General features: G+C 59.7%; 17 protein-coding genes. 10 read left to right on the top strand and 7 right to left on the bottom strand.

The annotated features are described in order from the left end of the window. Positions 1-20: 20 nt before the first annotated feature. From asnS to GXP70_RS11985, 4 genes are all read left to right on the top strand, one after another. Positions 21-1,316: an asparagine--tRNA ligase gene (gene asnS / locus GXP70_RS11970; RefSeq protein WP_162356920.1), complete on the top strand. Its 1,296-nt coding sequence runs from the start codon at positions 21-23 to the stop codon at positions 1,314-1,316. A gap of 178 nt (positions 1,317-1,494) precedes the next feature. After that, positions 1,495-2,214 carry a DnaD domain-containing protein gene (locus GXP70_RS11975; RefSeq protein WP_162356921.1) on the top strand — a complete coding sequence of 240 codons (720 nt, stop codon included), beginning with the start codon at positions 1,495-1,497 and terminating at the stop codon, positions 2,212-2,214. 360 nt (positions 2,215-2,574) lie between these two features. Beyond that, on the top strand, positions 2,575-3,714 hold the full coding sequence (rfbG, locus tag GXP70_RS11980) for a CDP-glucose 4,6-dehydratase (protein ID WP_162356923.1): 1,140 nt from the start codon (positions 2,575-2,577) through the stop codon (positions 3,712-3,714). A 171-nt stretch (positions 3,715-3,885) separates the two neighbouring features. Beyond that, complete coding sequence (locus GXP70_RS11985; RefSeq protein WP_162356925.1) at positions 3,886-4,326, top strand: Fur family transcriptional regulator; 441 nt, start codon at positions 3,886-3,888, stop codon at positions 4,324-4,326. A gap of 129 nt (positions 4,327-4,455) precedes the next feature. Here GXP70_RS11985 and GXP70_RS11990 read toward each other — a convergent pair whose 3' ends face one another. After that, entirely contained in the window at positions 4,456-5,217 is a 762-nt protein-coding gene (locus GXP70_RS11990) for an MBL fold metallo-hydrolase (RefSeq protein WP_162356927.1), read from the bottom strand. A 207-nt stretch (positions 5,218-5,424) separates the two neighbouring features. On the opposite strand from GXP70_RS11990, the gene GXP70_RS11995 reads away from it, so the two are divergent. Then, positions 5,425-6,723 carry an ISNCY family transposase gene (locus GXP70_RS11995; RefSeq protein ID WP_162360403.1) on the top strand — a complete coding sequence of 433 codons (1,299 nt, stop codon included), beginning with the start codon at positions 5,425-5,427 and terminating at the stop codon, positions 6,721-6,723. A 327-nt stretch (positions 6,724-7,050) separates the two neighbouring features. Here GXP70_RS11995 and GXP70_RS12000 read toward each other — a convergent pair whose 3' ends face one another. Then, positions 7,051-8,451 (bottom strand): hypothetical protein, encoded by a 1,401-nt coding sequence (locus tag GXP70_RS12000; protein ID WP_162356929.1) that lies wholly within the window; start codon positions 8,449-8,451, stop codon positions 7,051-7,053. A 174-nt stretch (positions 8,452-8,625) separates the two neighbouring features. On the opposite strand from GXP70_RS12000, the gene GXP70_RS12005 reads away from it, so the two are divergent. Then, positions 8,626-9,393: a glycoside hydrolase family 73 protein gene (locus GXP70_RS12005; RefSeq protein ID WP_162356931.1), complete on the top strand. Its 768-nt coding sequence runs from the start codon at positions 8,626-8,628 to the stop codon at positions 9,391-9,393. A 104-nt stretch (positions 9,394-9,497) separates the two neighbouring features. On the opposite strand, the gene GXP70_RS12010 is transcribed toward GXP70_RS12005, so the two are convergent. The 4 genes from GXP70_RS12010 to chrA form a co-directional block, all read right to left on the bottom strand. Continuing rightward, positions 9,498-9,785 (bottom strand): hypothetical protein, encoded by a 288-nt coding sequence (locus GXP70_RS12010; protein ID WP_162356933.1) that lies wholly within the window; start codon positions 9,783-9,785, stop codon positions 9,498-9,500. A gap of 196 nt (positions 9,786-9,981) precedes the next feature. After that, positions 9,982-10,521 (bottom strand): histidine phosphatase family protein, encoded by a 540-nt coding sequence (locus GXP70_RS12015; RefSeq protein ID WP_162356935.1) that lies wholly within the window; start codon positions 10,519-10,521, stop codon positions 9,982-9,984. 453 nt (positions 10,522-10,974) lie between these two features. After that, complete coding sequence (locus GXP70_RS12020; protein ID WP_162356937.1) at positions 10,975-12,648, bottom strand: ribonuclease J; 1,674 nt, start codon at positions 12,646-12,648, stop codon at positions 10,975-10,977. 124 nt (positions 12,649-12,772) lie between these two features. Continuing rightward, positions 12,773-13,951: a chromate efflux transporter gene (gene chrA, locus GXP70_RS12025; protein WP_318652426.1), complete on the bottom strand. Its 1,179-nt coding sequence runs from the start codon at positions 13,949-13,951 to the stop codon at positions 12,773-12,775. A gap of 345 nt (positions 13,952-14,296) precedes the next feature. Between chrA and GXP70_RS12030 the strand changes: the two genes are divergently transcribed. The 3 genes from GXP70_RS12030 to GXP70_RS12040 all read left to right on the top strand — a co-directional run bounded on the left by GXP70_RS12030 (position 14,297) and on the right by GXP70_RS12040 (position 20,000). Further along, positions 14,297-15,226: a YheC/YheD family protein gene (locus tag GXP70_RS12030; RefSeq protein ID WP_162356941.1), complete on the top strand. Its 930-nt coding sequence runs from the start codon at positions 14,297-14,299 to the stop codon at positions 15,224-15,226. A gap of 226 nt (positions 15,227-15,452) precedes the next feature. Beyond that, complete coding sequence (locus GXP70_RS12035) at positions 15,453-17,693, top strand: transglycosylase domain-containing protein (protein WP_225442771.1); 2,241 nt, start codon at positions 15,453-15,455, stop codon at positions 17,691-17,693. Positions 17,694-17,936: 243 nt separating this feature from the next. Further along, positions 17,937-20,000, top strand: coding sequence for a GMC family oxidoreductase (locus GXP70_RS12040; protein WP_263864110.1), 2,064 nt, complete (start codon positions 17,937-17,939; stop codon positions 19,998-20,000). 261 nt (positions 20,001-20,261) lie between these two features. Here GXP70_RS12040 and GXP70_RS12045 read toward each other — a convergent pair whose 3' ends face one another. Beyond that, complete coding sequence (locus tag GXP70_RS12045; protein ID WP_162356945.1) at positions 20,262-22,097, bottom strand: UbiD family decarboxylase; 1,836 nt, start codon at positions 22,095-22,097, stop codon at positions 20,262-20,264. A gap of 238 nt (positions 22,098-22,335) precedes the next feature. Here GXP70_RS12045 and GXP70_RS12050 point away from each other — a divergent pair, with 238 nt between their 5' ends. Continuing rightward, entirely contained in the window at positions 22,336-22,833 is a 498-nt protein-coding gene (locus GXP70_RS12050) for a MarR family winged helix-turn-helix transcriptional regulator (RefSeq protein WP_162356947.1), read from the top strand. Positions 22,834-22,858: the final 25 nt, after the last annotated feature.

Here is a 22,858-nt window from a genome sequence, read left to right on the forward strand (position 1 = left end):
AGGAAGGCGATGCATCGCATATGAGAACATTAACGACGATCGGACAATTGAAAGGAGCCGTCGGGCAGTCGGTCTGGATCGGCTGCTGGCTGAACGGCAAACGCTCCAGCGGGAAAATCCAATTCCTGCAGCTGCGCGACGGCATCGGTTACGTGCAGGGCGTAGTCGTGAAGAGCGAAGTCGAGGAGAAGGTATGGAACGCGGCGAAGGAGCTGACGCAGGAAAGCTCGCTTTACGTGAAGGGCATCGTGCGGGAAGAGCCGCGCAGCCAATCCGGCTTCGAGCTGACGGTGGAGGAGGTCGAGATCATCCAGCTGGCGCAGGATTATCCGATCACGCCGAAGGAGCATGGCGTCGACTATCTGATGGACCGCCGCCATCTGTGGCTCCGCGCGCCGAAGCAGCGGGCCATTCTCGTGATCCGGGCGGAGATCATCCGTTCGATCCAGCAGTTCTTCGACGAACGGAATTTCACGCTGGTCGATCCGCCGGTTCTGACGCCGTCGTCCTGCGAAGGCACGACGAATCTGTTCCATACGAAATATTTCGACGAGGACGCGTATTTGACGCAGAGCGGTCAGCTGTACATGGAAGCCGCGGCGATGGCGCTCGGCAAAGTGTATTCGTTCGGACCGACGTTCCGCGCCGAGAAGTCGAAGACGCGCCGCCATCTGATCGAGTTCTGGATGATCGAGCCGGAGATGGCGTTCGTCGATCACGAGGAGAACCTGCGCGTGCAGGAGCAGTTCGTCTCCTTCGTCGTGCAGAACGTGCTCAAGCACTGCCGCAAGGAACTGGAAACGATCGGCCGCGACGTCGGCAAGCTGGAGGCGATTCAAGCGCCGTTCCCGCGCATCACGTACGACGAGGCGATCAAGTTCCTGCAGGAGCAGGGGCATGAAATCCAGTGGGGCGAGGATTTCGGCGCGCCGCACGAGACGGCCATTGCCGAGAAATACGACCGTCCGGTATTCATTACGCACTACCCGACGTCGTTCAAAGCCTTCTATATGAAGCCGGATCCGAACCGTCCGGAAGTGGTGCTCTGCGCCGACATGATCGCGCCGGAAGGATACGGGGAAATCATCGGCGGCTCGCAGCGGATCGACGATCCGGAGCTGCTCGCGGAGCGGTTCGCCGAGCATGAGCTGTCGACGGAAGCGTACCAATGGTACCTCGACCTGCGCAAATACGGCACGGTGCCGCATTCCGGCTTCGGCCTGGGACTGGAACGCACGGTAGCCTGGATCTGCGGGCTCGACCACGTGCGCGAGACGATTCCGTTCCCGCGGATGCTGTATCGCTTGTACCCGTAATGGTTGAAGGAAGGCAAGTTTCTACATGGCAATGGGACTGGTCGTACTCGTGTATAGATTTGCGAATGCACATGGGAGTACTGCTCGCCTATGCAACCTAGACTGGTCGTATTCATGTGCATAGTCGCAAATGCGCATGGGAGTACTGCCCGCCTATGCAACCAAGGAGGGGTGACCGGTGAAAAACGAAATGTGGAAGGCTTACGCGCGGGGGATGGCGGCCGCGATGAACAGCGGCAGCGTCGCCGTTCCCGCCGGTCTGCTGCGCGCTTACCGCGGCATCGGCCTATCCGATACGGAAATGATGCTGATGATGCAGCTGATGCTGTTCCGGCAGGTGGAAGGCATCGATTTTCCAACGCCGGAGCAGCTGGCGGACCGGCTCGGCATTCTGCCGAAGGCGGCGCACGGCTTGCTCGGCCGCTTGATGAAGGAAGGGCTGCTCGCCATCGACGGCGAGGTGGATGCCGTCAGCGGCATTGCCGTCGAGCGATACAATTGGACGGGCTTCATTATCCGCAGCGCCGAATGGCTGGCGGATGAAGCGAAACGGTCGCTGGAGCTCGAACGGGAGACGCAGCCCGAGCGTTACGCGGCGATGGATGCGGATGTCGCGGACGGTGCGGATTGGGTGCGGCCGGCGGACTTGTTCACGGCGTTCGAGCAGGAGTTCGGGCGGCCGCTCTCGCCGATGGAATGCGAGACGATCAGCGCCTGGGTCGACCAGGACCGCTATCCGGACGAACTGATCCGCTTCGCGCTCAAGGAAGCGGTGTTCGCGGGGAAGCTGCATTTCCGGTACATCGACCGGATTCTGATCGAATGGAGCCGCAATCGGGTCACCAATACCGACGAGGCGAAGGCGCATACGCAGAAGTTCAGGAACGGCCGGGGGTGAATGCCCCCGGTTTTTCGTTGTTCGGGCGTTTGGACCGGAGGCAGGGCGGCGGGATTGGGCGTGGGCGAGTGGCGGGTTAAAGCAGTATTGGCAGCGTGGGCACAGGCCGAGATTCGGGTTATAGGCCGGAGGGTGGCAATGAGTGGGAGCGAGTGGCGGGTTAAAGCAGTATTGGCAGCGTGGACAGACGCTGAAATCTGTGTGCCGGATATGCGGCATCCGTCCTGAACGTCGGGCTTGTCCGCTCGCGGTTGGGCGCGCCCAGTTCGGCGTCGGACAAAAACGTGCGGCAGGGCGGATGCATACGTTGTAGACAAAGAGCGGTTCAGCTCTGACAGCTTCGTTGGCGAAGCGGAGAGGATGATGAAGTCCGCAATGCTGGAGCGTGATTTTTGGTCGGGGAAGAGGGTCTTTCTTACGGGGCATACCGGGTTCATGGGCAGCTGGCTGACGTTGTGGCTGGAACGGCTCGGCGCGTTCGTGACCGGCTATAGCAACGGTCTGGCGGCAAACGCGTCCATGTACCGGATGTGCGGGCTGGAAGCCTACGTGCCGTGGATTCGCGGCGATATCCGCGATACGCGGCAGCTCGTCGCGGCTTTACAGCAAGCAAAACCCGATCTGATCTTTCATTTGGCGGGCGCTTCGACGCCTGCGTCGCTAGACGAGCCTGCGTTCGCCGAGCTGTTCGGCGTCGAGTCCGTCGGAACGGCCGCGCTGCTCGACGCGGTGCGGCTCGTATCCGGCGACGTGCCCGTGCGGGCGGTCGTCCTTGTGACCGCGGACGATTGCTATGCGGCCCAGCCTTGGGCAGCCGGCTTGCGCGAAAGCGACCCGCTCGGCGGCGATACGCCCGCAGCCGCGGGCAAGGCTTGCGCGGAGCTTGTCGCGGCCGCGTTCCGGCGCGCTTTCTTCGCTTGCGGCGCGGAAGGGCCCGCGATGGCGACGGCGCGCACGGGCCATCTGATCGGCGGCGGCGATTTCGCGGCCGGCCGCTTCGTCCCCGACTGCGTGCGCGCGGTTGCGCAGGGGCGCGCGCTGCAGCTGCCGGCAGCCGACAGGCCGGGCGAGGCCTGGCCGTGGCTGCACGTGCTTGAGGCGCTCGCGGGCTGCCTCGCGCTCGCGCAGCGCCTGTTCCCGCCCGGCGGCGATGCCTTCGCCGAGGCGTGGAACTTCGGTCCGCGCGCTGCCGATGCGCGGACGCAGGCGTGGCTGGCCGAGGCGCTGTGCGACGGCCTCGGCAGCCACTGGGCTGTGCCGGCGGCGGCGGAGCGCGAAGCCGCCGGAGCGGGCGAGCGGGGGCGCGGGCCGTCCGCCGCGCCCCTGCTCGATACAGCCAAGGCCGCGGTGCGGCTTGGCTGGCATGCCCGCCTGGATGCGCGCCAGGCGGTTATGCTGGTCGCCGAGTGGTACGCGGCCTGGATGAAAGGGCTGTCGCTGCGCGAAATCAGCGCAGCCCAGATCGCGCGGTATGAGGGCTTGCTAGCCGAGCGGGGATAACCCGCCCGGCTAGCAGTACGGCAGGGGATTTCGCCCAAAATAGAGGCATGATGCGCGATTTATGCTAAACTATAAAATAGCTGCGCGGAAATTGCCGCGCGGACAGCGGTATTTTCAACCAAGGTCGGCGAAAGCGCCGGTGAACGATAGGGAACGGGAAGGACGAGGAAGATGGCTGATTCACATCGGCATGATACCGTCAAGCAGATGATCGGCATCATGTCGGATAACGGTTGGCGGATTACGGAGCAGCGGCGGGAGATGGCGGAAATTTTCGCGCGCGCGGTAGGGTATATGTCCCCGAAGGACGTGTACGATCAAATGACGGTCGCGTATCCCGGCGTCAGCTTCGATACGGTATACCGGAATTTGCGGCTGCTCAGCGAGATGGGAGCGCTCGAACAGTTTTATTTCATGGAGGGCGGCTTGAAGTTTCGCGCCAGCTGTCTGGAGCATCACCATCATCACTTGATCTGCATCAATTGCGAGAAGACGCTGACGTTCGAGTACTGCCCGATGGAGCAGCTGCAGGACCTGCCCGGCAATTTCAAAATCATGAACCATCGTTTTGAAGTGTTCGGCGTCTGCGAGGATTGTCAGAAGGAATCATAGATTCTATAGTTTCTGCGACTGCGGTTATATTGGACGAACAAGCCGGGAAGCCGCGCGATCATTCACGAACAGCGTCACGACCGTTTCTTCTCCGGGAAACGGTCGTGACGCTGTTTGGCATGCGCGGAATTAGCGGCCCGAGGCTTGCTCGAGCAGCTCCCGGATTTGCGCGCGCGCATCGCCCTGGAAGTATCCGCCGTGATAGCAGACAACGCCAGCGATTTCTAGCCCTGTCAGCTGCTCCAGCGAGCGCAGCGCCTGGTCGTTATCCGAATTGAGCCTTGCTTCGGGCAGCTGCAGCTTGCCTTCGTGAAGCTTGAGCGCATCGCCGGCGATGAGCGTCCGGCTAGCCGCGTGATAAAGGCTCACATGTCCCGGCGTATGCCCGGGCGTATCGAGCGCTGCGAGACCTTCGACGGGCAGCTCGGTCCGGCCGAAGCCGATCAGGCGGTCGACGGGGCCTGCCGGCGGATTCAACAGCCGGTGCTTGAACGCGCTGCGCATCTCGTCCGGCACTTCTTTGGGAAGCGCGGCAACCGCTTGTTCGACGGCGCCGGGCGTGATTTTGACGAGCAGCCGGTCGCCTTGAATATAAGGCTGTTCGATTTCGGACGCCCACACGACGGGACGGGGCCGGATATGCTCCAGCAGCGCGGGCAGACACCCGATATGATCGATGTCCTGGTGCGTGAGGATCAGGTCGGTGATCGACTCGAGCGTTCGTCCCGCTTCGGCCGCCGCCGCTTGCAGGAGCGGCAGCTGTCCGGGAAAGCCCGTATCGACGAGCACGACGCGATCGCCGCCCCAGAGCAGCGTCGGATGAATGACATTGGTTTGGCCCATGACATTGGCGCTGAGCGATAACATTGCAATTCCATTCGCGATGATCATGAAAAAAACCTCCGTTACGAATAGGTATCGATGTCTCGACATCCATCATAATCGAAGGGAAATTAATAGTCAAACGTATAAAAATTAATTATAACATAAAAATTTTTATTTGTCAACATACATTATTGTTCGATGTTGTTCGTCTGTGATAATGTCACCCTGTAACTGTTCTGAGATAATGTCACTATGAGACAGGAGACCATGACATTGACGAACACAGAGCTGAAGAAGGTATTGGTTGTGGAGAAAGTGTTGGATGGACACATGACGAATGAGGAAGGAGCTGCCCTGCTGGGGCTTTCGGTTAGACAGGTTCAACGTCTGAAAAAACGTTATCAAGTCGGAAACGCTGGGGGGATCGCTCACGGCAATCGCGGACGTAAGCCCGTTCATGCCTTGTCCGCGGAAATCAAGGATCGAGTCGCGGAACTTTACACACAAAAGTATCAAGGCAGCAACAGCTGTCACTTTGCCGAACTGCTTGCTGAGCATGAGGGGATTGAACTAAGCGGCGTCAGCACACGTCGCATTCTCCTCACCAAGGGTTTGAAATCGGCGAAACAGCGTAGACGTTCGAAGGTGCACCAGCCCCGTAAACGTCGCTCCCAAGTCGGTATGCTTTGGCAGATCGACGCAACTCCGTATGCTTGGCTCGAGGATCGTGCCCCTGTCTTTGCCCTTCACGCCGCCATCGACGACGCTACCGGCATCGTGACAGGCGCCGTATTCATGCCCACTGAATGCCGCGAAGGGTATTCGCTTGTGATGATGCAGGGAATCAAGAAACAAGGCATCCCACTCGGACTCTACAGCGATCGCCACACCATCTTCCGTTCGCCGAACGAGAAACTTACCTTGGAGCAGCAGCTTGCTGGCATGACCAAGCCCCTCTCGCACTTTGGCAAGGCTATGCATGAATTGGGCATCGAACACATCAAGGCCGTCACGCCGCAAGCCAAGGGCCGCATTGAGCGCCTCTGGGTGACGCTGCAGGACCGCCTCGTCATTGAGCTGCGATTGCTCGGTGTATCGACCATCGAGGAGGCCAATAAGGCACTCCCCAAGCTTATCGCCAAGCACAACAAGCAGTTTGCCGTAGCCCCCGTATCTGCCGACTCCGCTTACCGCAAGCTTGGCAAGGACGTACGCTTAGAGCATGTATTCACGACACGTGAACATCGTAAGCTGGGTACGGGCCGAACGCTTTCGTACGGCGGGAGGATTTACACCTTCGCCAAGGCGGTACCGGGACACTGGGATGCCAAATCCGTTGTCGAGGTCCGAGAGACACTTAGCGGGGCCTTGCTGATCTGGCACAACGGAGAGGCCTTAATGCTGAAGGAGACCACGAAAGCGGTCCGACAGGCGGAGAAGAAGCCCAATAAAAAAGCGGGTATTGCGCAGCCACGCAAACCCGCCGCTGACCATCCTTGGAAAAGGACGTATCAGGTACACCAAAAACAGATTCAGAATACCACAATGCAAGGCCGAAACCAAGCCACCTGACGGTGGCTTTAAACTCAACGGGAGTGACATTTTCACAGAACAGTTAGGGTGACATTCTCTCAGACAATTGACACATACATTATTGTTCGAATGTTATTCGTAATTGCGTGTTTTTGCGCGAAGTTTCTAATTCCATGCGCTGCAAGACTGCACGATTCATCGTTCCATGCAATATATAACTGCACGATTCATCTCGTTCTGTACGCTCCATGACGGCACGATTCATCTCGCTGTAAGTTGGTCGCCCGGCGCATACTATCTTCCACTCTTCGCATAGTATCCTGCCTGCCACTGCCTACGCTTCAGCATTCGTATGCTGCAATCTGCCTATACGAGAAACATGGCCGTAATCGTCGTTACCGCAAGGCCGATCAGTACGGGCTTCAAGTTGCGGCGCGCCAGTTCGAACGGGCTGACCCCGCAGATGGCAGCGGCCGGAATGAGCGCCCACGGAATCAAGGTGCCTCCGCCGACCCAGATCGCGGCGACTTGCCCCAGGGCGGTCAGCGTTGCGGCGCCGGAACCGATTGCGGTTGCGAACAAGCGGGCGACGGAGCCCGCGAGCGAGATGCCGGAGAAGCCCGAGCCGTCCAGTCCGGTGATGGCGCCTGTCACGGTCAGCGTCACCGAGGCGACCGCCTGGTTCAGGGGCACATGGTTGGCGAGCGCGACGCCAAGGTCGTTCACAATCCCCTGCGAGCCTTCCGGCAGCGCATTGGCGCCGAATAGCGCCGTGAACGCGGAATCGCCCAAATAGAAGAACGCAGCGATCGGAATAACCGGCCCGAATACTTTGAATCCGAACTGGAATCCCTCGATTAAATACTCGGTCGTCTGCTCAAGTCCTTTGTTTCGGTGGGCGAGCATGGTGACAAGGAGGAGGATGAAGATCGCCGTGCCGCCCACGAGCGCCGTCGCGTCGCCGCCCTGCAAATCAAGCGCGAACATGCCGACGACGTCGACGATGAACAGCAGCGGAATGACGACGGCGAGCGCCTGCTTCCAGCGGTGCGGAAGCGCAATGCGCGCTTCGTCCGCGGCCGCCGCGGCGGTTCGGCCTTCGACAAGGCCGTCCCGCCATTTGCCTTTCCTCATGTCGCTGCGCATCATCCAGAAGGCGGCGACGGTCGTAACGACGCCCATGACGATAACGAGCGGAACGCTGGCTTCCATAACGCTCGCAACCGGCAGTCCGGCGGCATCGGCCGTCAGCTTAGGCGCGCCTTGAATGATATAGTCGCCGGAGAGCGCGATGCCGTGGCCGAACAGATTCATCGCCATGGCTGCGCCGAGGGCAGGCAGGCCGACCCGGACGGCGACAGGCAGCAGGACGGCGCCGATGAGCGCAACGCCCGGAGACGGCCAGAAAAACCACGAGGTTACCATCATGATGAGGCCGATGCCCCAGAACGCAAGCGCCGGCGTGCGCAGGAAGCGCGTCAGCGGCGCGACCATCATCTCATTGATGCCCGTCCGGATGAGAATGCGGCTCATCGCCACGATGATCGAGATGATGAAGATGGTACCGATCAATTCCTGGGTCGCGTATATAAAGCTGTTGAAGATCCCGCTGACCGAACCGCTCAAGCTGTCGGTGGCGATCAATCCGAGGGCGAAAATCCCGACGACGCACACGAGCGTCGTATCCCGCCGTCTGATCAGCACGCCGAGGATAAGCACGATAAAAGCGAGGTATACCCAGTGCAGCGGAACTAAGTGTAATTCCACTTGAATCCTCCCTTTCGAATAACGCGTTGTGGTGCTGCTCCATCTTATGCTCCGATGCCGGTGGGCGTTCGTCCCGGAGCGGCGTCCGCATGGGCTGAAGCGCGTTCATTCCTGCCTGCGGCCGCATATGAATAGAGCAGCCGGATAATGGCTCGTTGCGAGGAGGTGGCAAGGTTGGACAAACCATCGTTTTACGCCTTGATCGGTCCGATCGCGAAGCGGCTTCGCGCCGAAGGTTCGCTGATGTACCCGTCCGTCCGCATGGCGCAAAGCTGGCTGGAAACCGGCGGGAACATCCCGGCCTGGAACAACCTGGGCGGCTACAAAGCAGGCGGCGGCTTGCCGAACGGGTTCTGGAAAGGCGAGGTCGTAAACAAGAGCACTTGGGAAGTGATCAACGGGCAGAGGATCAAGATCGTTGCGGCTTTCCGGGCGTATGACAGCATCTACGATTTCTACAAGGACCAGGATATTCTGTTCGGACAAAGCCGGTACTTGGCCGTACGAAACGCGGCGGCGCCGGAGGAGCAGGCGCGCATGCTGCAGGCTTGCGGTTATGCGACGGCACCGGATTACGCGAAGACGATCATCGCGATCATGAATGCCGATCATTTGACGGTCTACGATGCGGAGGAAGAGGAGGAGGAGCCGATGACGGCGGAAGAAAAACAGGCATTCGACGCGCTCCAGGCGGCGGTGAAGCAGCTGACAAGCGGTAACAATGCCTTAAAGGAAGAGCTGGACAGGCAGAACCAGGCGATGCTTGCGCTGCAGCAGCGCGCCGCGCAGCTCGAAGCGCTGCAAAAAATGGCGGACATTCCCGATTGGGCCAAGGAGGCGATCGACGCGGCCGTGAAGGAGCATGTGGTCGATACGCCGAACGGCGGCAGCTACGATTTCTACCGGATCATGGCCGTGCTGCACCGCGCGAAATTACTGTAGGTACAAGCTTGGCATATAAAGACAAACAAGGCTGCCTTAGGCAGCCTTGTTTGTCGCGTCGATTCGCCGCAGTTAAGCGAGATCGGCCGGAATTATGCGTACGATCAGAGACTGTCTACCGCGAGTCGAATCGTGCCGAACGTTCCGCCTTCGGCCGAAGTGAGCAGCGCAGCGACCAGAAGCAAGCCGACCGCGAGCGTGAGGCTTGAACCGGCGGGAATCGTGTAGGTGGTAAGAGGCGCATTGACGCGGGTCAGCACGAGATCGATCGGGAAAGTACCTTCGTTGTTCACCGTGACTGTCGCGTTCGTTCCGCCTTGCAAATCTTCGAAGTACGATTTTCCGATGCTTGGTCCGATGTTGAAATATTGGAGCGGCAATACAGTAGCCATATTCAATCACCTCCTTACGACTCTATCATATGCCGCGAATCTAGCATCTGATCCGGCCAATTGTACGATCAAGCGCATATTTGCTAGAATTGCGCGCGGAAACGATGAATGGCAGCACGAATAAGAGCCCGGCTGGCGCCATATAGAAAGCGGCGTGTCCGGGCCCTTCATTCAAAGCGGAAGAGGGAGCCGTGCATCAGCTCGGATTGGATGAGAAACGGTAGGTGTTGAACGATCCGTTTGCCGAAGCGTATTTCAATATGTTCCCGTCTTCCGGAATCCCCATGAAATAAGCACCGATACATCCCGTCGTACATCGATGTCCGGCTATGAGAATATTATCCTCGGATTCTCCGTGCCTGGCTTCGAGCTCTCGCATGAAATCGAATACTCGCCCGATGAAGGCTTGGATGTCTTCAACGCCTTCATAACGACCGGGATCCGGCACATGACCGGACAGGATGACTTCGCTCCTGTGCATGCCGTCCGCTTGGCCGAGGTCGAATACATCCAGCCTGGCATCGATGATGGGCTTCAATCCTGTCGCGATCTCCGCAGTTTGGGACGCTCGCTCCTGCGGCGAGGCGAATACATAATCCCAATGAACGGAAGCCAGCTTCGCCCGCAAGGATTCTGCCTGCATCCTTCCGGCACGATTAAGCGGCAGTCCTTGGCGGCCTTGGAGGCGCCCTTCCTTGTTCCAGTCGGTTTGTCCGTGTCTGACAACTGTGATCATCGAGTTCCTCCATTGCGCTGTAAGGTTTGGATGATCTCCCCATTCTACAAGCTTCGCCCATTTTCCTGCTTCCGCATGTTCGGTTATTGACGCGAACAAATGTTCTGTTTTATGATAGATGCATACGAACGGTTGATATCGGAGAGGGGCTTGCGCATGCCAGAGAAGTACGTGGGAGCAATCGTGGCGATGATTTATTTGGATCGTAACGGCCGTATTACCCAGCGCCGGATTCGCGTGAAGGATGTTCAAGGAGGGCTTGTGCACGCCTATGACCTGACGAAGCGGGCCCCTCGCGTTTTTCAAGCCGCGCGTATATTAGCCGTCTTACCGGAAGCGAGAACGGCTTGATCGGCGATTTGACCGGCGGCGAATGTCTAGTGCAGTCCATAAAGAACGGGCGGTTGACGTTCCAGGATACGAACGCCGACTGCCCGCTAGGATGCATGCCCGTTAGATTTGAATGATGATCGGAATGATCATCGGCCGTCTCTTAGTGTACGTGAACAGGAACTTGCCGATGGTGTCCTTCAGCGTTTGCTTGTACGCATTCAATTGCACCGTATTCGACTCCTGCAGGCGCAGAATCGTCGCCAAGGCGATCCGCTGCACTTCTTCCATCAGACCTTCGGATTCGCGTACGTAGACGAATCCGCGGGAGATGACGTCGGGACCGGAGATTACTTTGCCGTCCGACTTGGCAATGGATACGACGAGGATCAGGATACCGTCCTCGGACAGTACTTTACGGTCGCGGAGCACGATTTGGCCGACGTCTCCGATCCCGAGTCCGTCAACTAACGTATTGCCGTTTGGGATTTTCCGTTCCTTCCGGGCCGATGATCCGATAATGTCGACGACATCTCCGTTGCTGACGATGAATATGCGATCCGGATCCACGCCGACCGATTCCGCCAGCTGGCGGTGCTGATGGAGCATCCGGTATTCGCCATGGATCGGAATGAAGTATTTCGGCTTCATTAACGTCAGCATCAGCTTGAGCTCCTCCTGGCTTGCATGCCCGGAAACATGCATGCCCGTCACCGATCCGGAGCCGTAGATGACCTTGGCTTTCCGTTCGAACAGATTGTCCACGATCCTGCCGACGTTCCGCTCGTTCCCGGGGATCGGCGTCGATGCCAGAATAACCGTGTCGCCGGGCGCGACATGGATCTGCCTGTGGGTGCCGCTCGCCAGCCTGGCCAATGCCGCCATCGATTCGCCTTGACTGCCCGTGCACAGAATGACCAGCTCGTGCGGGGCGTAACGGTTGCACGCTTCGGGTTCCACGAGCATCCCTTCGGGCAGCCGCAAATAGCCAAGGGAGGAGGCGATCTCGACGACGTTGATCATGCTCCTGCCGAGGAGGATGAGCTTGCGGTCCGTCAATTCCGCCGCATCGATGACTTGCTGCAGCCGGTGAACGTTCGAGGCGAACGTGGACAGGAATATTTTCCCTTCGGCTTTCTTGAACGCCTCTTCGATATGCTCGCCGACGCTTCGTTCCGACGGGGTGAACCCTGGCCGCTCCGCGTTCGTGCTCTCCGATAACAGCGCGAGCACGCCGTTCTGGCCGATTTCGGCCATCTTGTGAATGTCGGCATACTGCGCGTTAACCGGCGTCAAATCGAATTTGAAATCGCCCGTATGGACGACGACGCCCTGCGGCGTATGGAACGCAATGCCGAGACAGTCGGGAATGCTGTGATTCGTGCTGAAGAATCGGATCGGAATCGCGCCGAGCACCAGCGTGGAATTCGAGTTAATCTCATGCAGCTTCGTGCTCCCGAGCAGACCGTGTTCCTTCAGCTTGGACTTGATCAGTCCAAGGGTCAGGCGAGTCGCGTAGATCGGCATATCGAGCTGCTTGATGACGTACGGGATTCCGCCGATGTGATCCTCGTGTCCGTGCGTGACGATCAGCCCGCGAATCAGCTTCCGGTTCTCGATCAAATACGAGATGTCCGGGATGATGACGTCAATGCCGGGCAAGCTTTCATCCGGGAATTTGGATCCGCAGTCAATGACGATCAAGTCGTCGTTATATTGGACGATGTACATATTTTTGCCGATTTCTTGCACGCCGCCGAGCGCGGCGATGGATAGTCTGTCTGTTTTCGGACTCATTGCAGACGCCCCTTTGGTAAGCTTGCTTCCCTCGGGTGGAAACGAATTTAATGTCTCACCGTCTCTTGACATTTATCCATTTCGAAGGTCGTCGCGATGGAACCGATTCGTTCCCTGCGCATGATCAGAAATAAGCGATCGCCGTTCCGCCTGCCGCCGAGAGAACGACGACAAGCCACGGCGGCAGCTTCCAGATCGTCAGCAAGCCGAATGCCGCAAGCGCAAGACAGACATCGGCCGGCGTCCCGATCGTGCTCGTCCAGATCGGGTCGTAGAGGGCGGCGATCAGCATGCCGACGACCGAAGCGTTGATGCCGGCAAGCGCGGACTGGAATCCGGGCTTGGCGCGAATGGCATTCCAGAACGGCAGCGCGCCCGCTACGAGCAGAAAGGCGGGCAGGAAGATCGCGGCAACCGCCAGCAAGCTGCCAAAGATTCCATGAGGCGAAGGATCGGAGACATACCCGAGATAAGCGGCGAACGTGAACAACGGTCCGGGCACGGCCTGCGCCGCGCCATAGCCCGCCAGAAATTGGCTGTCGCTCACCCAGCCCGTCGGCACGACGGCTTGCTGCAGCAGCGGAAGGACGACATGCCCGCCGCCGAACACGAGCGCTCCCGCACGATAGAAGCTGTCGAACAGATCAAGCGCTTGACGATGACCGGCAGCCCGCAGCAGCGGAAGTCCAATCAACAGCGCTGCAAAGGCGAGCAGAAACGCGATTCCCGCGGAACGGCTTATCGGCACATGAAACGGTTGAACTGTACGCGAAACATCGCTTGTGAGCAATCGCCATCCGATCAGTCCGGACACCGCGATAATGACGACTTGCGCGAAGGCGGAATGCAGCAGGAGGGCGGCTGCGGCGGCGATAACCGCAATCGAGCCGCGCGTTCTTCCCGAAGCCAGCTTGCTTCCCATGCTCCAGACCGCTTGCGCCACGACGGCGACCGCCGCGATCATGAGGCCTTGCAGCCAGCCGGCATGCTGTATGTCGAATTCGCCGAGTACCGCCGCGAATACCATTAGCGCGATGACCGACGGGAGCGTGAACCCGATCCAGGCCATGATGCCGCCCAGCAGCCCGGCGCGCCCGATGCCGATCGCGATGCCGACTTGGCTGCTCGCCGGGCCGGGAAGAAACTGGCACAGCGCAACCAAATCCGCATAAGCTTCTTCCGTCAGCCATTTCCGGCGCTTGACATAGACGTCATGAAAATAGCCCAAATGCGCGACAGGGCCGCCGAACGACGTCAGCCCGAGCCGCGCCGATACGATGAATAGTTCCAATAAACGCTTCAACGGTTTCTCTCCTCCGTCTGTTTCCCTCGTATGTCTCGCCATGAACACAGCAAGTTTACCAGATCGAGCAGTCTGCCAAACAGCATTCCGTTCATGAAGATTGCGTAAACCGGATTGACGCAGGGTGTGCCTGAAGGATGCCGATAATAGAAGCCATTATACCAATGTACATGCCGCCCCTGATACGAAGTCCTATCCTAAATGCAAAGCATGCGGGGCCACAGCCGCTGTCCTGCAATGATATTTGACCTGCCATCATACCTGCCTATCAATTCGAACGCTTCTCCTGAATAGGTTGTTACAGGCTGTTGCATCTCCGACGAGATGGAAGGGGGAATCCGTTCGATGACGCGTTACGTGGGCAGCAAATGGAGCAAAACGATCGTTATGCAGAAGCATGCGGCTTTAGCCAAGTACGTGCCCGATACGAAAATCATGACGAAAGACACGCTGTTGGGTTACTTGCAGCGATATGACATGGTCTATATCAAACCCGAATACGGGTTATGGGGCAAAGGCGTTATGCGCGTGGAACGGCGAGGAAGCGGGTATCGGTATCACCTTGGCACGAAACGTCGTTCTTTCGACCGATACGGAGCGATGTACAAGTCGATTCGGTCCCAAACCGGCGGCAAGCGGTATCTGGTGCAGAAGGGCATCCGGCTGCTCAAGCATAACGGCAGAAGGTTCGATATCCGGGTCATGGCGCAGTTCTCGCCCGGCCGCCGCTGGGAAACGACGGGCATCATCGGGAGAGTCGCGGCCAAGCACAAGGTCGTTACGAACATTAAAGGCGGCGGCAAGCTCGTCATGGCCAACAAGCTGCTGCGTCCGTACACGGGACAGGTGGAGGCGAAGCTGCGTTCGCTATCGGATCTTGGCGTGCAGGCGGGCGAAACGATGCAGCGCGCGTATCCCGGCGTGTACGAAATCGGACTCGACGTCGCCATGGACGAATCGCTGCATCCATGGATATTGGAGGTTAACACAAGTCCGGACCCGTATCTGTTCCGCAAGCATACCGATTCCGGCGTATTCCGTCGAATCCGGCGATATGCGAAGGCGTATCCGAAAACGGCGGCGAGCGTGACAGCGAGAGCGAGATCGGCGAGAAAAGCAAAAGCGGCTGGAAAGGCAATAGCGGCAGCAAAAGCAAAGGTTTCCGCAAAAGCAATCGTGCATGCAAAGGCGACAGTTATTGTACCTCGTAAAGCAGCTGCTCTTATACCTGCCAAATATCGCGAAAAAGTGAAATTGGCAGTGAAAAAAGAGTAAGATCCGGAGACATAACCAGATCCAAATCTAAAGCCAGGGCTGGCGTCAAAGCAAAAACCGGAACCACCGGCGCTGCTGCGTTCCGCCCTAGGCCGGGAGCCGGGGAGGAGCCTTCACGGGACCGGCAGCCGCTCCTTCTAGGCCGAACGTACTGAAATCGGATGCGCGCTGCGAATATGTATCCATGTCGAAAGTCGATTGACCGAACGTGCATGGAGGCAGAGGCATGGAACCCACATACAACGAATCGCAGAACAACCATCCGAAGCATATGGTCCCGCATCGGAATCGTGAACGCAAATCGAAACGCAAATCGAAACGCAAATCGAAGCATAAAGCATGGCGGACGTTCATTGCTTTGATCATCGCAGGTGGACTGCTTGCCGCGGCAGGCTGGGCCGTCTTCGGCTTGCTGGTCGAGAAGCAGGATGTATCGCTGCTCGAGAAGCCGCTGCCCGCAGCGACGCTGATCTATGACCGCAATGGACAGGAAGCCATGCGCATAGCGCAGCGCATGTCCGAATCCGTAAGCTATGACGATATGCCGAAGCATCTGATCGATGCGGTCGTCGCTGTGGAGGATAAGCGGTTCTTCGAGCATGGAGGAACGGATCTCCGGGGAATCGGCCGCGCGCTGCTGACCAACCTGACGAATCGCAAGACGGTGCAGGGCGCGAGCACGATTACGCAGCAGCTGGCCAAGAACGTCTTCCTGTCGCAAGAACGCACCTGGACACGGAAGTGGAAGGAGCTGCTGCTTGCCGAGAAGATCGAGCAGTCCTACGACAAACAGGAAATCATGGAGATGTATCTGAATCAAATCTATTTTGGCGAAGGAGCCTGGGGCATCGGGAAGGCGGCGGACGTTTATTTCGGCGTGAGCGTCGACCGCTTGACGCTGTCGCAGTCGGCAATGCTGGCGGGCATTATCAAAGCCCCTTCCGCGTTGTCGCCGTTCGCGCATCCGGATCAAGCGAAGGAACGGCGGGATACCGCCTTGCAGCTCATGAAGGAACAGGGGGCGATCACCGCGGAAGCTTATGACGCCGCTATTCATGCGCCGCTCGGCTTGCGCAGCGGGAAGCAGATCGATGCCGAAGCGCTGAAATACCCGTATTACGTCGACGCCGTCATTCGCGAAGCGGCCGCACGGTACGGACTAACGGAGAACGAGGTGCTGCACGGCGGGCTGCGCATTTACACGGCGCTCGATCCGAACATGCAGCAGGCTGCCGAGCGCGTCTATGCGCAGGCATCCGCGTTCCCGGACAGTACGTCCGACCAGCTCATTCAGAGCGGCGCCGTTCTAGTCGATCCTCGCGACGGCGGGATCCGGGCGCTCATCGGCGGACGCGGCAAGCAGCCGTTCCGCGGTTTCAATCGCGCGGTGCAGCTGAAGCGCCAGCCGGGCTCCACGATGAAGCCGATTTCGGTTTACGCGCCGGCCTTCGAACGCGGCTTCACGCCGGAGGACAAGCTGTTGGACGAGCCGGTCGATTTCGGCGGCTACCGTCCGCGGAACGCAGGCGGCGGGTACCATGGCGAAGTGACCATCTATGACGCGGTGGTCCATTCGTACAACATTCCGGCCGTGCGGCTGCTGAACGAAATCGGCATCGATGCCGGCATGGAAGCGGCGAAGCGATTCGGACTTGCGCTGACGGACGCGGACAGAACGCTCGGCTTGGCGCTCGGCGGCTTGCAGGAAGGCGTATCGCCGCTGGATATGGCCGAAGCCTTCGGCGTATTCGCGAACGACGGTACACGAATGCCCGCCCATTCGATTATCCGCATCGAGACCGCCGACGGCGCGAACGAACCGCCGGCGTCCGAGCTGGCGCCGGTGAAGACGACCGAGCCGTCGATCGCCAGGACGATGACCGCGGTGCTCCAAGGCGTCGTGCGCGAAGGAACGGGCGAATTGGCCGCCCTCGGAGACCGGCCTGTCGCGGGCAAGACCGGAACGACGGAAATGCCGGGCACCGATGGAGAAGGCGTCAAGGACAACTGGTTCGTGGGGTATACGCCGCAGTTGGTCGGAGCCGTGTGGCTCGGCTATGATCATACGGACGGCAGCCACTATTTGACGACGACGTCGAAGGCCGCTGCGGCCGTCTTTCAGAAGCTGATGAGCGAAGCGCTTCAAGGGGAGCCCGTGATGGCGTTTCCGAAAGCCCCCGGCAATCCGAAGAAGCCGCCCGCGAAGCGGGACGAGCCGCCGGCGGACCGCACGCGGGACGACGACAAGCCGCATCCGCGCAAAGGGCATGGCAAGGGCGGGCATGAAGACGGAGAGCGCGGCAAGAGCAAGCGCGACAAGGGCGGGCGCGGCGAAGAAGGCCCTGGCGAAGACAGGCCCGTTATAGAATCGCCGCATGGCAGGCCGGATCCGGCGGCGCATGAGCGGAACAACAAGCCGCCGAAAGCGAAGCCCGGACACGCAAAGCCGTCAGGCAAGGGAGACTAACATGCGGGTGGGTTTGACCGCCCCGCTCGTTTGCCGGCGTTGTAGCTTTTCTATTGGCCGCGGGAGATTTGATGGTACAATAGACTTTGCACGCTGAGGTGGATTTCGATGGAACCGTACAGGGGGAGAAGTTCATGAAGATGCACATTACGGAGCATGGGATGGTGTTGAAAGATGGGACCTCGCGGTCGGAAGTCTTTTTCTGCTGAGGTAAACACGGTTTTGAAAGCGGTTGCCGACCGCATGATTCCTGGCGATGCATGGCCATCGGCGGCGGAAGCGGGCGTTCTGGCGTACTTGGAGCGCCACGCGGCGGAGCATCCCGATACATGGTCGGGCACGGTAGAGCCCGGGCTTCTCGCATTGCTTGCGGAAGCGGAATCCCGCTTCGGCCGATCGTTCGCCGAATTGACGGAAGACGAGCAGGATCGCCTGCTGCAAGACGTGCAGCAGGAGGCCGTCCGCGACTGGCCGGTTTCGCCGAAGCCGTTCTTCGACGCGTTGTTGAGCTTTGTCGTCGAAGGATATTATGGCAGCCCTGAATCAGGGGGGAATATCGGCGGGAAGTCCTGGGAGATGATCGGCTTCCGCCCGGGTCCCGTCACGGGAACCGAGGCGCCGGTGACGGAAACCGAGTTGCCCCGGAAGTCCTTCGATCAGCTTCGCGACCGGTACGACGTCGTCGTGATCGGTGCCGGAGCAGGCGGTTCCGTTGCGGCGGCCGTGCTCGCCGAAGCCGGACTGGACGTGCTCGTCGTCGAGCGCGGCAGCTGGCTGCGCTACGACGAGGTTGGGCGCGATCATTTGCGTAATCATCGCTTGAGCAAATACGGCCATAACACGGGGCCGGCGGAGGATGGCCATCCCCGGACAATTATTTTGCCCGGCGAACAAGAGCGGATCACGGCCCCTTACGAGTCCGAGTACCATAACAACGCCATGACCGTCGGCGGCGGTACGCGGGTCTATGGGGCGCAGGCGTGGCGGTTCCATCCGGAGGATTTCCGCATGGCGACGCGCTATGGCATTCCGGACGGCAGCTCGCTCAGCGACTGGCCGATTCGGTACGAGGATCTCGAGCCGTATTACGAGCGCGCCGAGTGGGAAGTCGGCGTATCCGGCGACGGGAATGCCCACTCTAGTCGCGGCCAACGGGCACGCGAGTATCCGATGCCGGCTTTGCCGAGCACGAGGGAAGCGAACCGTCTGGCTGCGGCGGCAGCGAAGCTGGGCTGGGAAGCGGGTCCGGTGCCGCTGTTGATCAATTCCGTGGAACGCGACGGCCGTCCGGCATGCGGACGATGCGGACAGTGCGTCGGATTCGCCTGCCCGACGAACAGCAAGAACGGCGGACATAACACGATGATGACCAGGGCGTTCGCTACGGGCAACTGCGACTTGATCTGCGACACGATCGTGGAGCGGATCGAAACCGAAGGGGCCAGGCGCGCGAAGGGCGTTCATCTTGCGCAGGATACGGACGGCGTTATCCGCCGCCTGTACGTAAAAGCCGGGCATGTGGTCGTTGCCGGAGGCGCAATCGAAAGCGCTCGCTTGCTGCTGAACTCGGCAAGCGCATCGGAACCGGACGGCATCGGCAATCGGTTCGGCCAAGTGGGCAGGCATCTGCAAGGCCATGTCTACTGCGGCGCGTACGGCCTGTTCGACGATCCGATCCAGGACGGTCTCGGCCCTGGGGTAAGCATCGCGACCTTCCGGTTCGACCACAGCGGCGAAGCGGGCGTCATCGGTGGCGGCCTGCTGGCCAACGAATTTACCCGGCTGCCGCTTACCCATTGGTATCGCGCGCTTGCGCCGGAGGCCGCGCGCTGGGGACTCGCGGGCAAGGAAACGATGCGCGAGACGTATTTGCGCACGAGCCATATTCAAGGGCCGATTCAGGAAATTCCTACGCCCGATGCCAGAGTGCGGCTCTCGGGAACGGTCAAAGACCGTTTCGGTCTACCCGTGGTGCAGCTCTCCGGCTCCGTCCATCCGGAGTCGCTCCGCGCGTCGGACATGCTCGGCGAACAAGCGGAGAAGTGGTTGTGGGCGGCGGGCGCGCGCCAAGTTTGGCGGACCCGCGCCGGCAACGGGTTGAGCGGCGGGCAGCACCAATCGGGCACGCTGCGGATGGGCAGCGATCCGGCAACGTCCGTCACCGATCCGACCGGGCGCATCCACGGCTATGACAATCTCTGGGTAAGCGACGGCTCCGTGCATGTCACGAACGGCGGCGTGAACCCGGTATTGACGATTCTTGCGCTTGCGTTCCGCACGGCGGAGAATGTGGTGAAGCAGGGCTAGGACGAAGCGAAGCGGGGACGATGCAGCGACCGCAGGTGCGCCGCGGAAAGGCCGAAGGTACATCGCAATAGCCTTGCAGGAGCATCGCAGGTACATCGTCGGAATGCCTCAGAAACAACAGGATAGACATCGAACCGGACCCGAGGCCGACGCTGAATGGACCGGGGATCGATAGGAATTCTTATATGTTATCGCTTAGACATAGCAAAGGGGCTCTTCCGGCGGAGAGCCCCTTTGCTTGCATTCCATGACTTTCTATCGCTACAGCTTGATGCCGCTCAGGCTTCCGCCCTTGGCGAACAGCCGCTCGATGCGCCGTTCGACTTCCGGATCCGGGATCAGCGGAGGCGCTTGATGCGGCTTGACTCGCGCGTCGATGACGACGTTGTCGCAGCCCCAATGCTTGAATTCGTACCGGCTGTTCACGCCGTAAATATCATGCGACGGGTTGCTCCTCGTGAACGTCGCCCATAGGAAATTGTTCAGCTCAGCGCTCAGGAACCGGCAGTCGTCGCAAAGGATAATCAGCGGGCAGCCGTCCAGCGTGCCGTTCGCCCGGATCGCTTCGCACAGATCGTTCAGCTCGCGGCCAGCCGCTTCGTAGCTTGCGAACGCGCCGCCCCGCAAGGCGACGATGCCCGGCATAACGAGCGACGCGTCTACAATGCCGGGCAGCGCGCGCATCGCCTCCGGCACCTCGCGGCACAGCTCCCTGCGGGGCGCGCCCACCGCCGCGAAGACGACTTTGCTGCCGGCATTCAGGCCGGTGCCGGAATAATCGAGCGTGTCGATCGTCGTATTCGTCTGAAAATGCAAGTCGCGCCGCAGGTCGATCCGCGCCAGAATATGCGTCAGGAAGCCTTCGACGTCGTGCGTGTCGAGCGGCTGCGTATCTTCCGCCGCGATGAACAGGTATTTGGCGAGGCTGAGCTGCCCCGTGCCCAATATCCGGTTCGCGAGCGTGAGCAGCTCCGCCGGACGCTCTACCGGCTGATACGGCGCATAGCGCTCGCTGCCGATCGCGAAGAGCAGCGGATGGACGCCGGCCGCGTCGACCGCGTGCACTTCCTTGACGCCGGGAATTTCCTGCTTGATCGCGTCTCCCGTCAGCTCGTGAATGAGCGCGCCGAACGCGGTGTCCTCCTGCGGAGGGCGGCCGACGACGGTGAACGGGAAGATCGCCCCGGGACGGGCATATACCTTGTGCACCCGCATGACCGGAAAATCATGCGTCAAGCTGTAATAGCCGAGATGATCGCCGAACGGTCCTTCCGGCTTTGTCTCGCCGGGGTGGATTTCGCCCGTAATGACGAAATCCGCGTCATTGCTGACGCAGTAGCCGTCCATGTAGCTGTAGCGGAAGCGGCGTCCCGCAAGCAGTCCGGCGAAGGTCAGCTCGCTCATGCCCTCGGGCAGCGGCATGACGGCCGACAGCGTATGCGCCGGCGGCCCGCCGATGAAGCAGCTCACTTTGAGCGGCTCTCCGCGGCGGTTCGCTTTATCCTGATGGATGCCGATGCCGCGGTGAATCTGGAAGTGGACGCCGACTTCTTGGTTCATCTCGTAGTCGTTGCCGCTGAGCTGGATGCGGTACATGCCGAGATTGGCGTTCATGATGCCGGGCTTGTCCGGATCCTCCGAGTATACCTGCGGCAAGGTGACGAAGGCGCCGCCGTCCATCTGCCAATGCTTGATCTGCGGCAGGTCGGAGATGCGGATTTCCCGCAGCGCGACGGGGCTGCCGCCGGATTTGCGCGCAGGCAGAGCGTTCTTGGCGGCCAGACCCGCGCCGATGTTGCGGAACGGATGCTTGAGCGCCTGCATCGGATCGCTGCGCAAGGCGATGACGTTCTGAACGGCGTCCCATGTGTCGCGGAAGATGAATTTGCTGCGCTCGACCGTGCCGAATAGGTTGGACACGGCTCGAAACTCCGAGCCCTTGACGTTCTCGAACAGCAGGGCGGGACCGCCCGCCTCGAACACTTTCATATGAATGGCGGCCATCTCCAGGCGAGGGTCGACTTCCTCGCGGATGCGGACCAGATGACCGTGCTTTTCCAAATCGGCAACGCATGCTTCCAAGCTGTGATAAACCATAGATAACGACTCCCATCTGACGGCCAAGCGACTTCGATTCGCGAATTGTCCATGTGCTCCGTCCATTATACCCGCATCTGAACGAAAACAAAAATGATTTCACGTCCCGAAACGCAGGCTTGGCGCGAGCGATTTGAGTCGCTCGTCGAGATATTGTAAGATACATCGTATACGATACATCGCACCAGATTTATTCGTGAGCATCGCGATGAACTTCATGACGAAAGGAGGCGACGACATGGATAGAGCGGACTTCATACGCGAATCGATCGACTACATGCACCGGTTCATGATGAAGAGCCTGCAGAAGCATGCCGAGCAGCATGGCATTACCGTTCCGCAGACGCGGGTTATCGCCGAGGTGCTGACGAAGCAGTCCATGACCATCAAGCAGCTGACCCAGAACCTCAAGATGACCCAAAGCACCGTCTCGGACATCGTGGAACGGCTGACGGTCAGGGGCATTCTGGCGAAGACGCCGGATCCCAAGGACAAGCGTTCGGTCATCGTCACCTTGACGGACAAGACGCTGAAGGACATTAAAGGCCGCACGCCGGAACCGTTGAATGCGTATATCAGGGACGTCCTGAGTCTGCTGAATCCGCAAGAGCAGGCAATCGTAGAAGACGGGATCCGGCTGCTCGTCACGGCAATAAGAGAGAAGACGCAGAACGACGGCGCGCATAGCGACGAATATTTCGACATTTTGTTTCTATCGAACGGCGGCCAGAAGTAAGGCGAATCATCCTAAGGGACTGGAG

The organism is Paenibacillus lycopersici, from assembly GCF_010119935.1.
GTDB lineage: Bacteria > Bacillota > Bacilli > Paenibacillales > Paenibacillaceae > Paenibacillus_Z > Paenibacillus_Z lycopersici.

What these genes read in the sequence shown, in the direction of transcription:
- asnS (WP_162356920.1), top strand. Translation starts at nt 21, where the DNA reads ATGAGAACATTAACGACGATCGGACAATTGAAAGGAGCCGTCGGGCAG.
- rfbG (WP_162356923.1), top strand. Translation starts at nt 2,575, where the DNA reads ATGATGAAGTCCGCAATGCTGGAGCGTGATTTTTGGTCGGGGAAGAGG.
- GXP70_RS11985 (WP_162356925.1), top strand. Translation starts at nt 3,886, where the DNA reads ATGGCTGATTCACATCGGCATGATACCGTCAAGCAGATGATCGGCATC.
- GXP70_RS11990 (WP_162356927.1), bottom strand. Translation starts at nt 5,217, where the DNA reads ATGATCATCGCGAATGGAATTGCAATGTTATCGCTCAGCGCCAATGTC.
- GXP70_RS12010 (WP_162356933.1), bottom strand. Translation starts at nt 9,785, where the DNA reads ATGGCTACTGTATTGCCGCTCCAATATTTCAACATCGGACCAAGCATC.
- GXP70_RS12015 (WP_162356935.1), bottom strand. Translation starts at nt 10,521, where the DNA reads ATGATCACAGTTGTCAGACACGGACAAACCGACTGGAACAAGGAAGGG.
- GXP70_RS12020 (WP_162356937.1), bottom strand. Translation starts at nt 12,648, where the DNA reads ATGAGTCCGAAAACAGACAGACTATCCATCGCCGCGCTCGGCGGCGTG.
- GXP70_RS12030 (WP_162356941.1), top strand. Translation starts at nt 14,297, where the DNA reads ATGACGCGTTACGTGGGCAGCAAATGGAGCAAAACGATCGTTATGCAG.
- GXP70_RS12035 (WP_225442771.1), top strand. Translation starts at nt 15,453, where the DNA reads ATGGAACCCACATACAACGAATCGCAGAACAACCATCCGAAGCATATG.
- GXP70_RS12040 (WP_263864110.1), top strand. Translation starts at nt 17,937, where the DNA reads ATGATTCCTGGCGATGCATGGCCATCGGCGGCGGAAGCGGGCGTTCTG.
- GXP70_RS12045 (WP_162356945.1), bottom strand. Translation starts at nt 22,097, where the DNA reads ATGGTTTATCACAGCTTGGAAGCATGCGTTGCCGATTTGGAAAAGCAC.
- GXP70_RS12050 (WP_162356947.1), top strand. Translation starts at nt 22,336, where the DNA reads ATGGATAGAGCGGACTTCATACGCGAATCGATCGACTACATGCACCGG.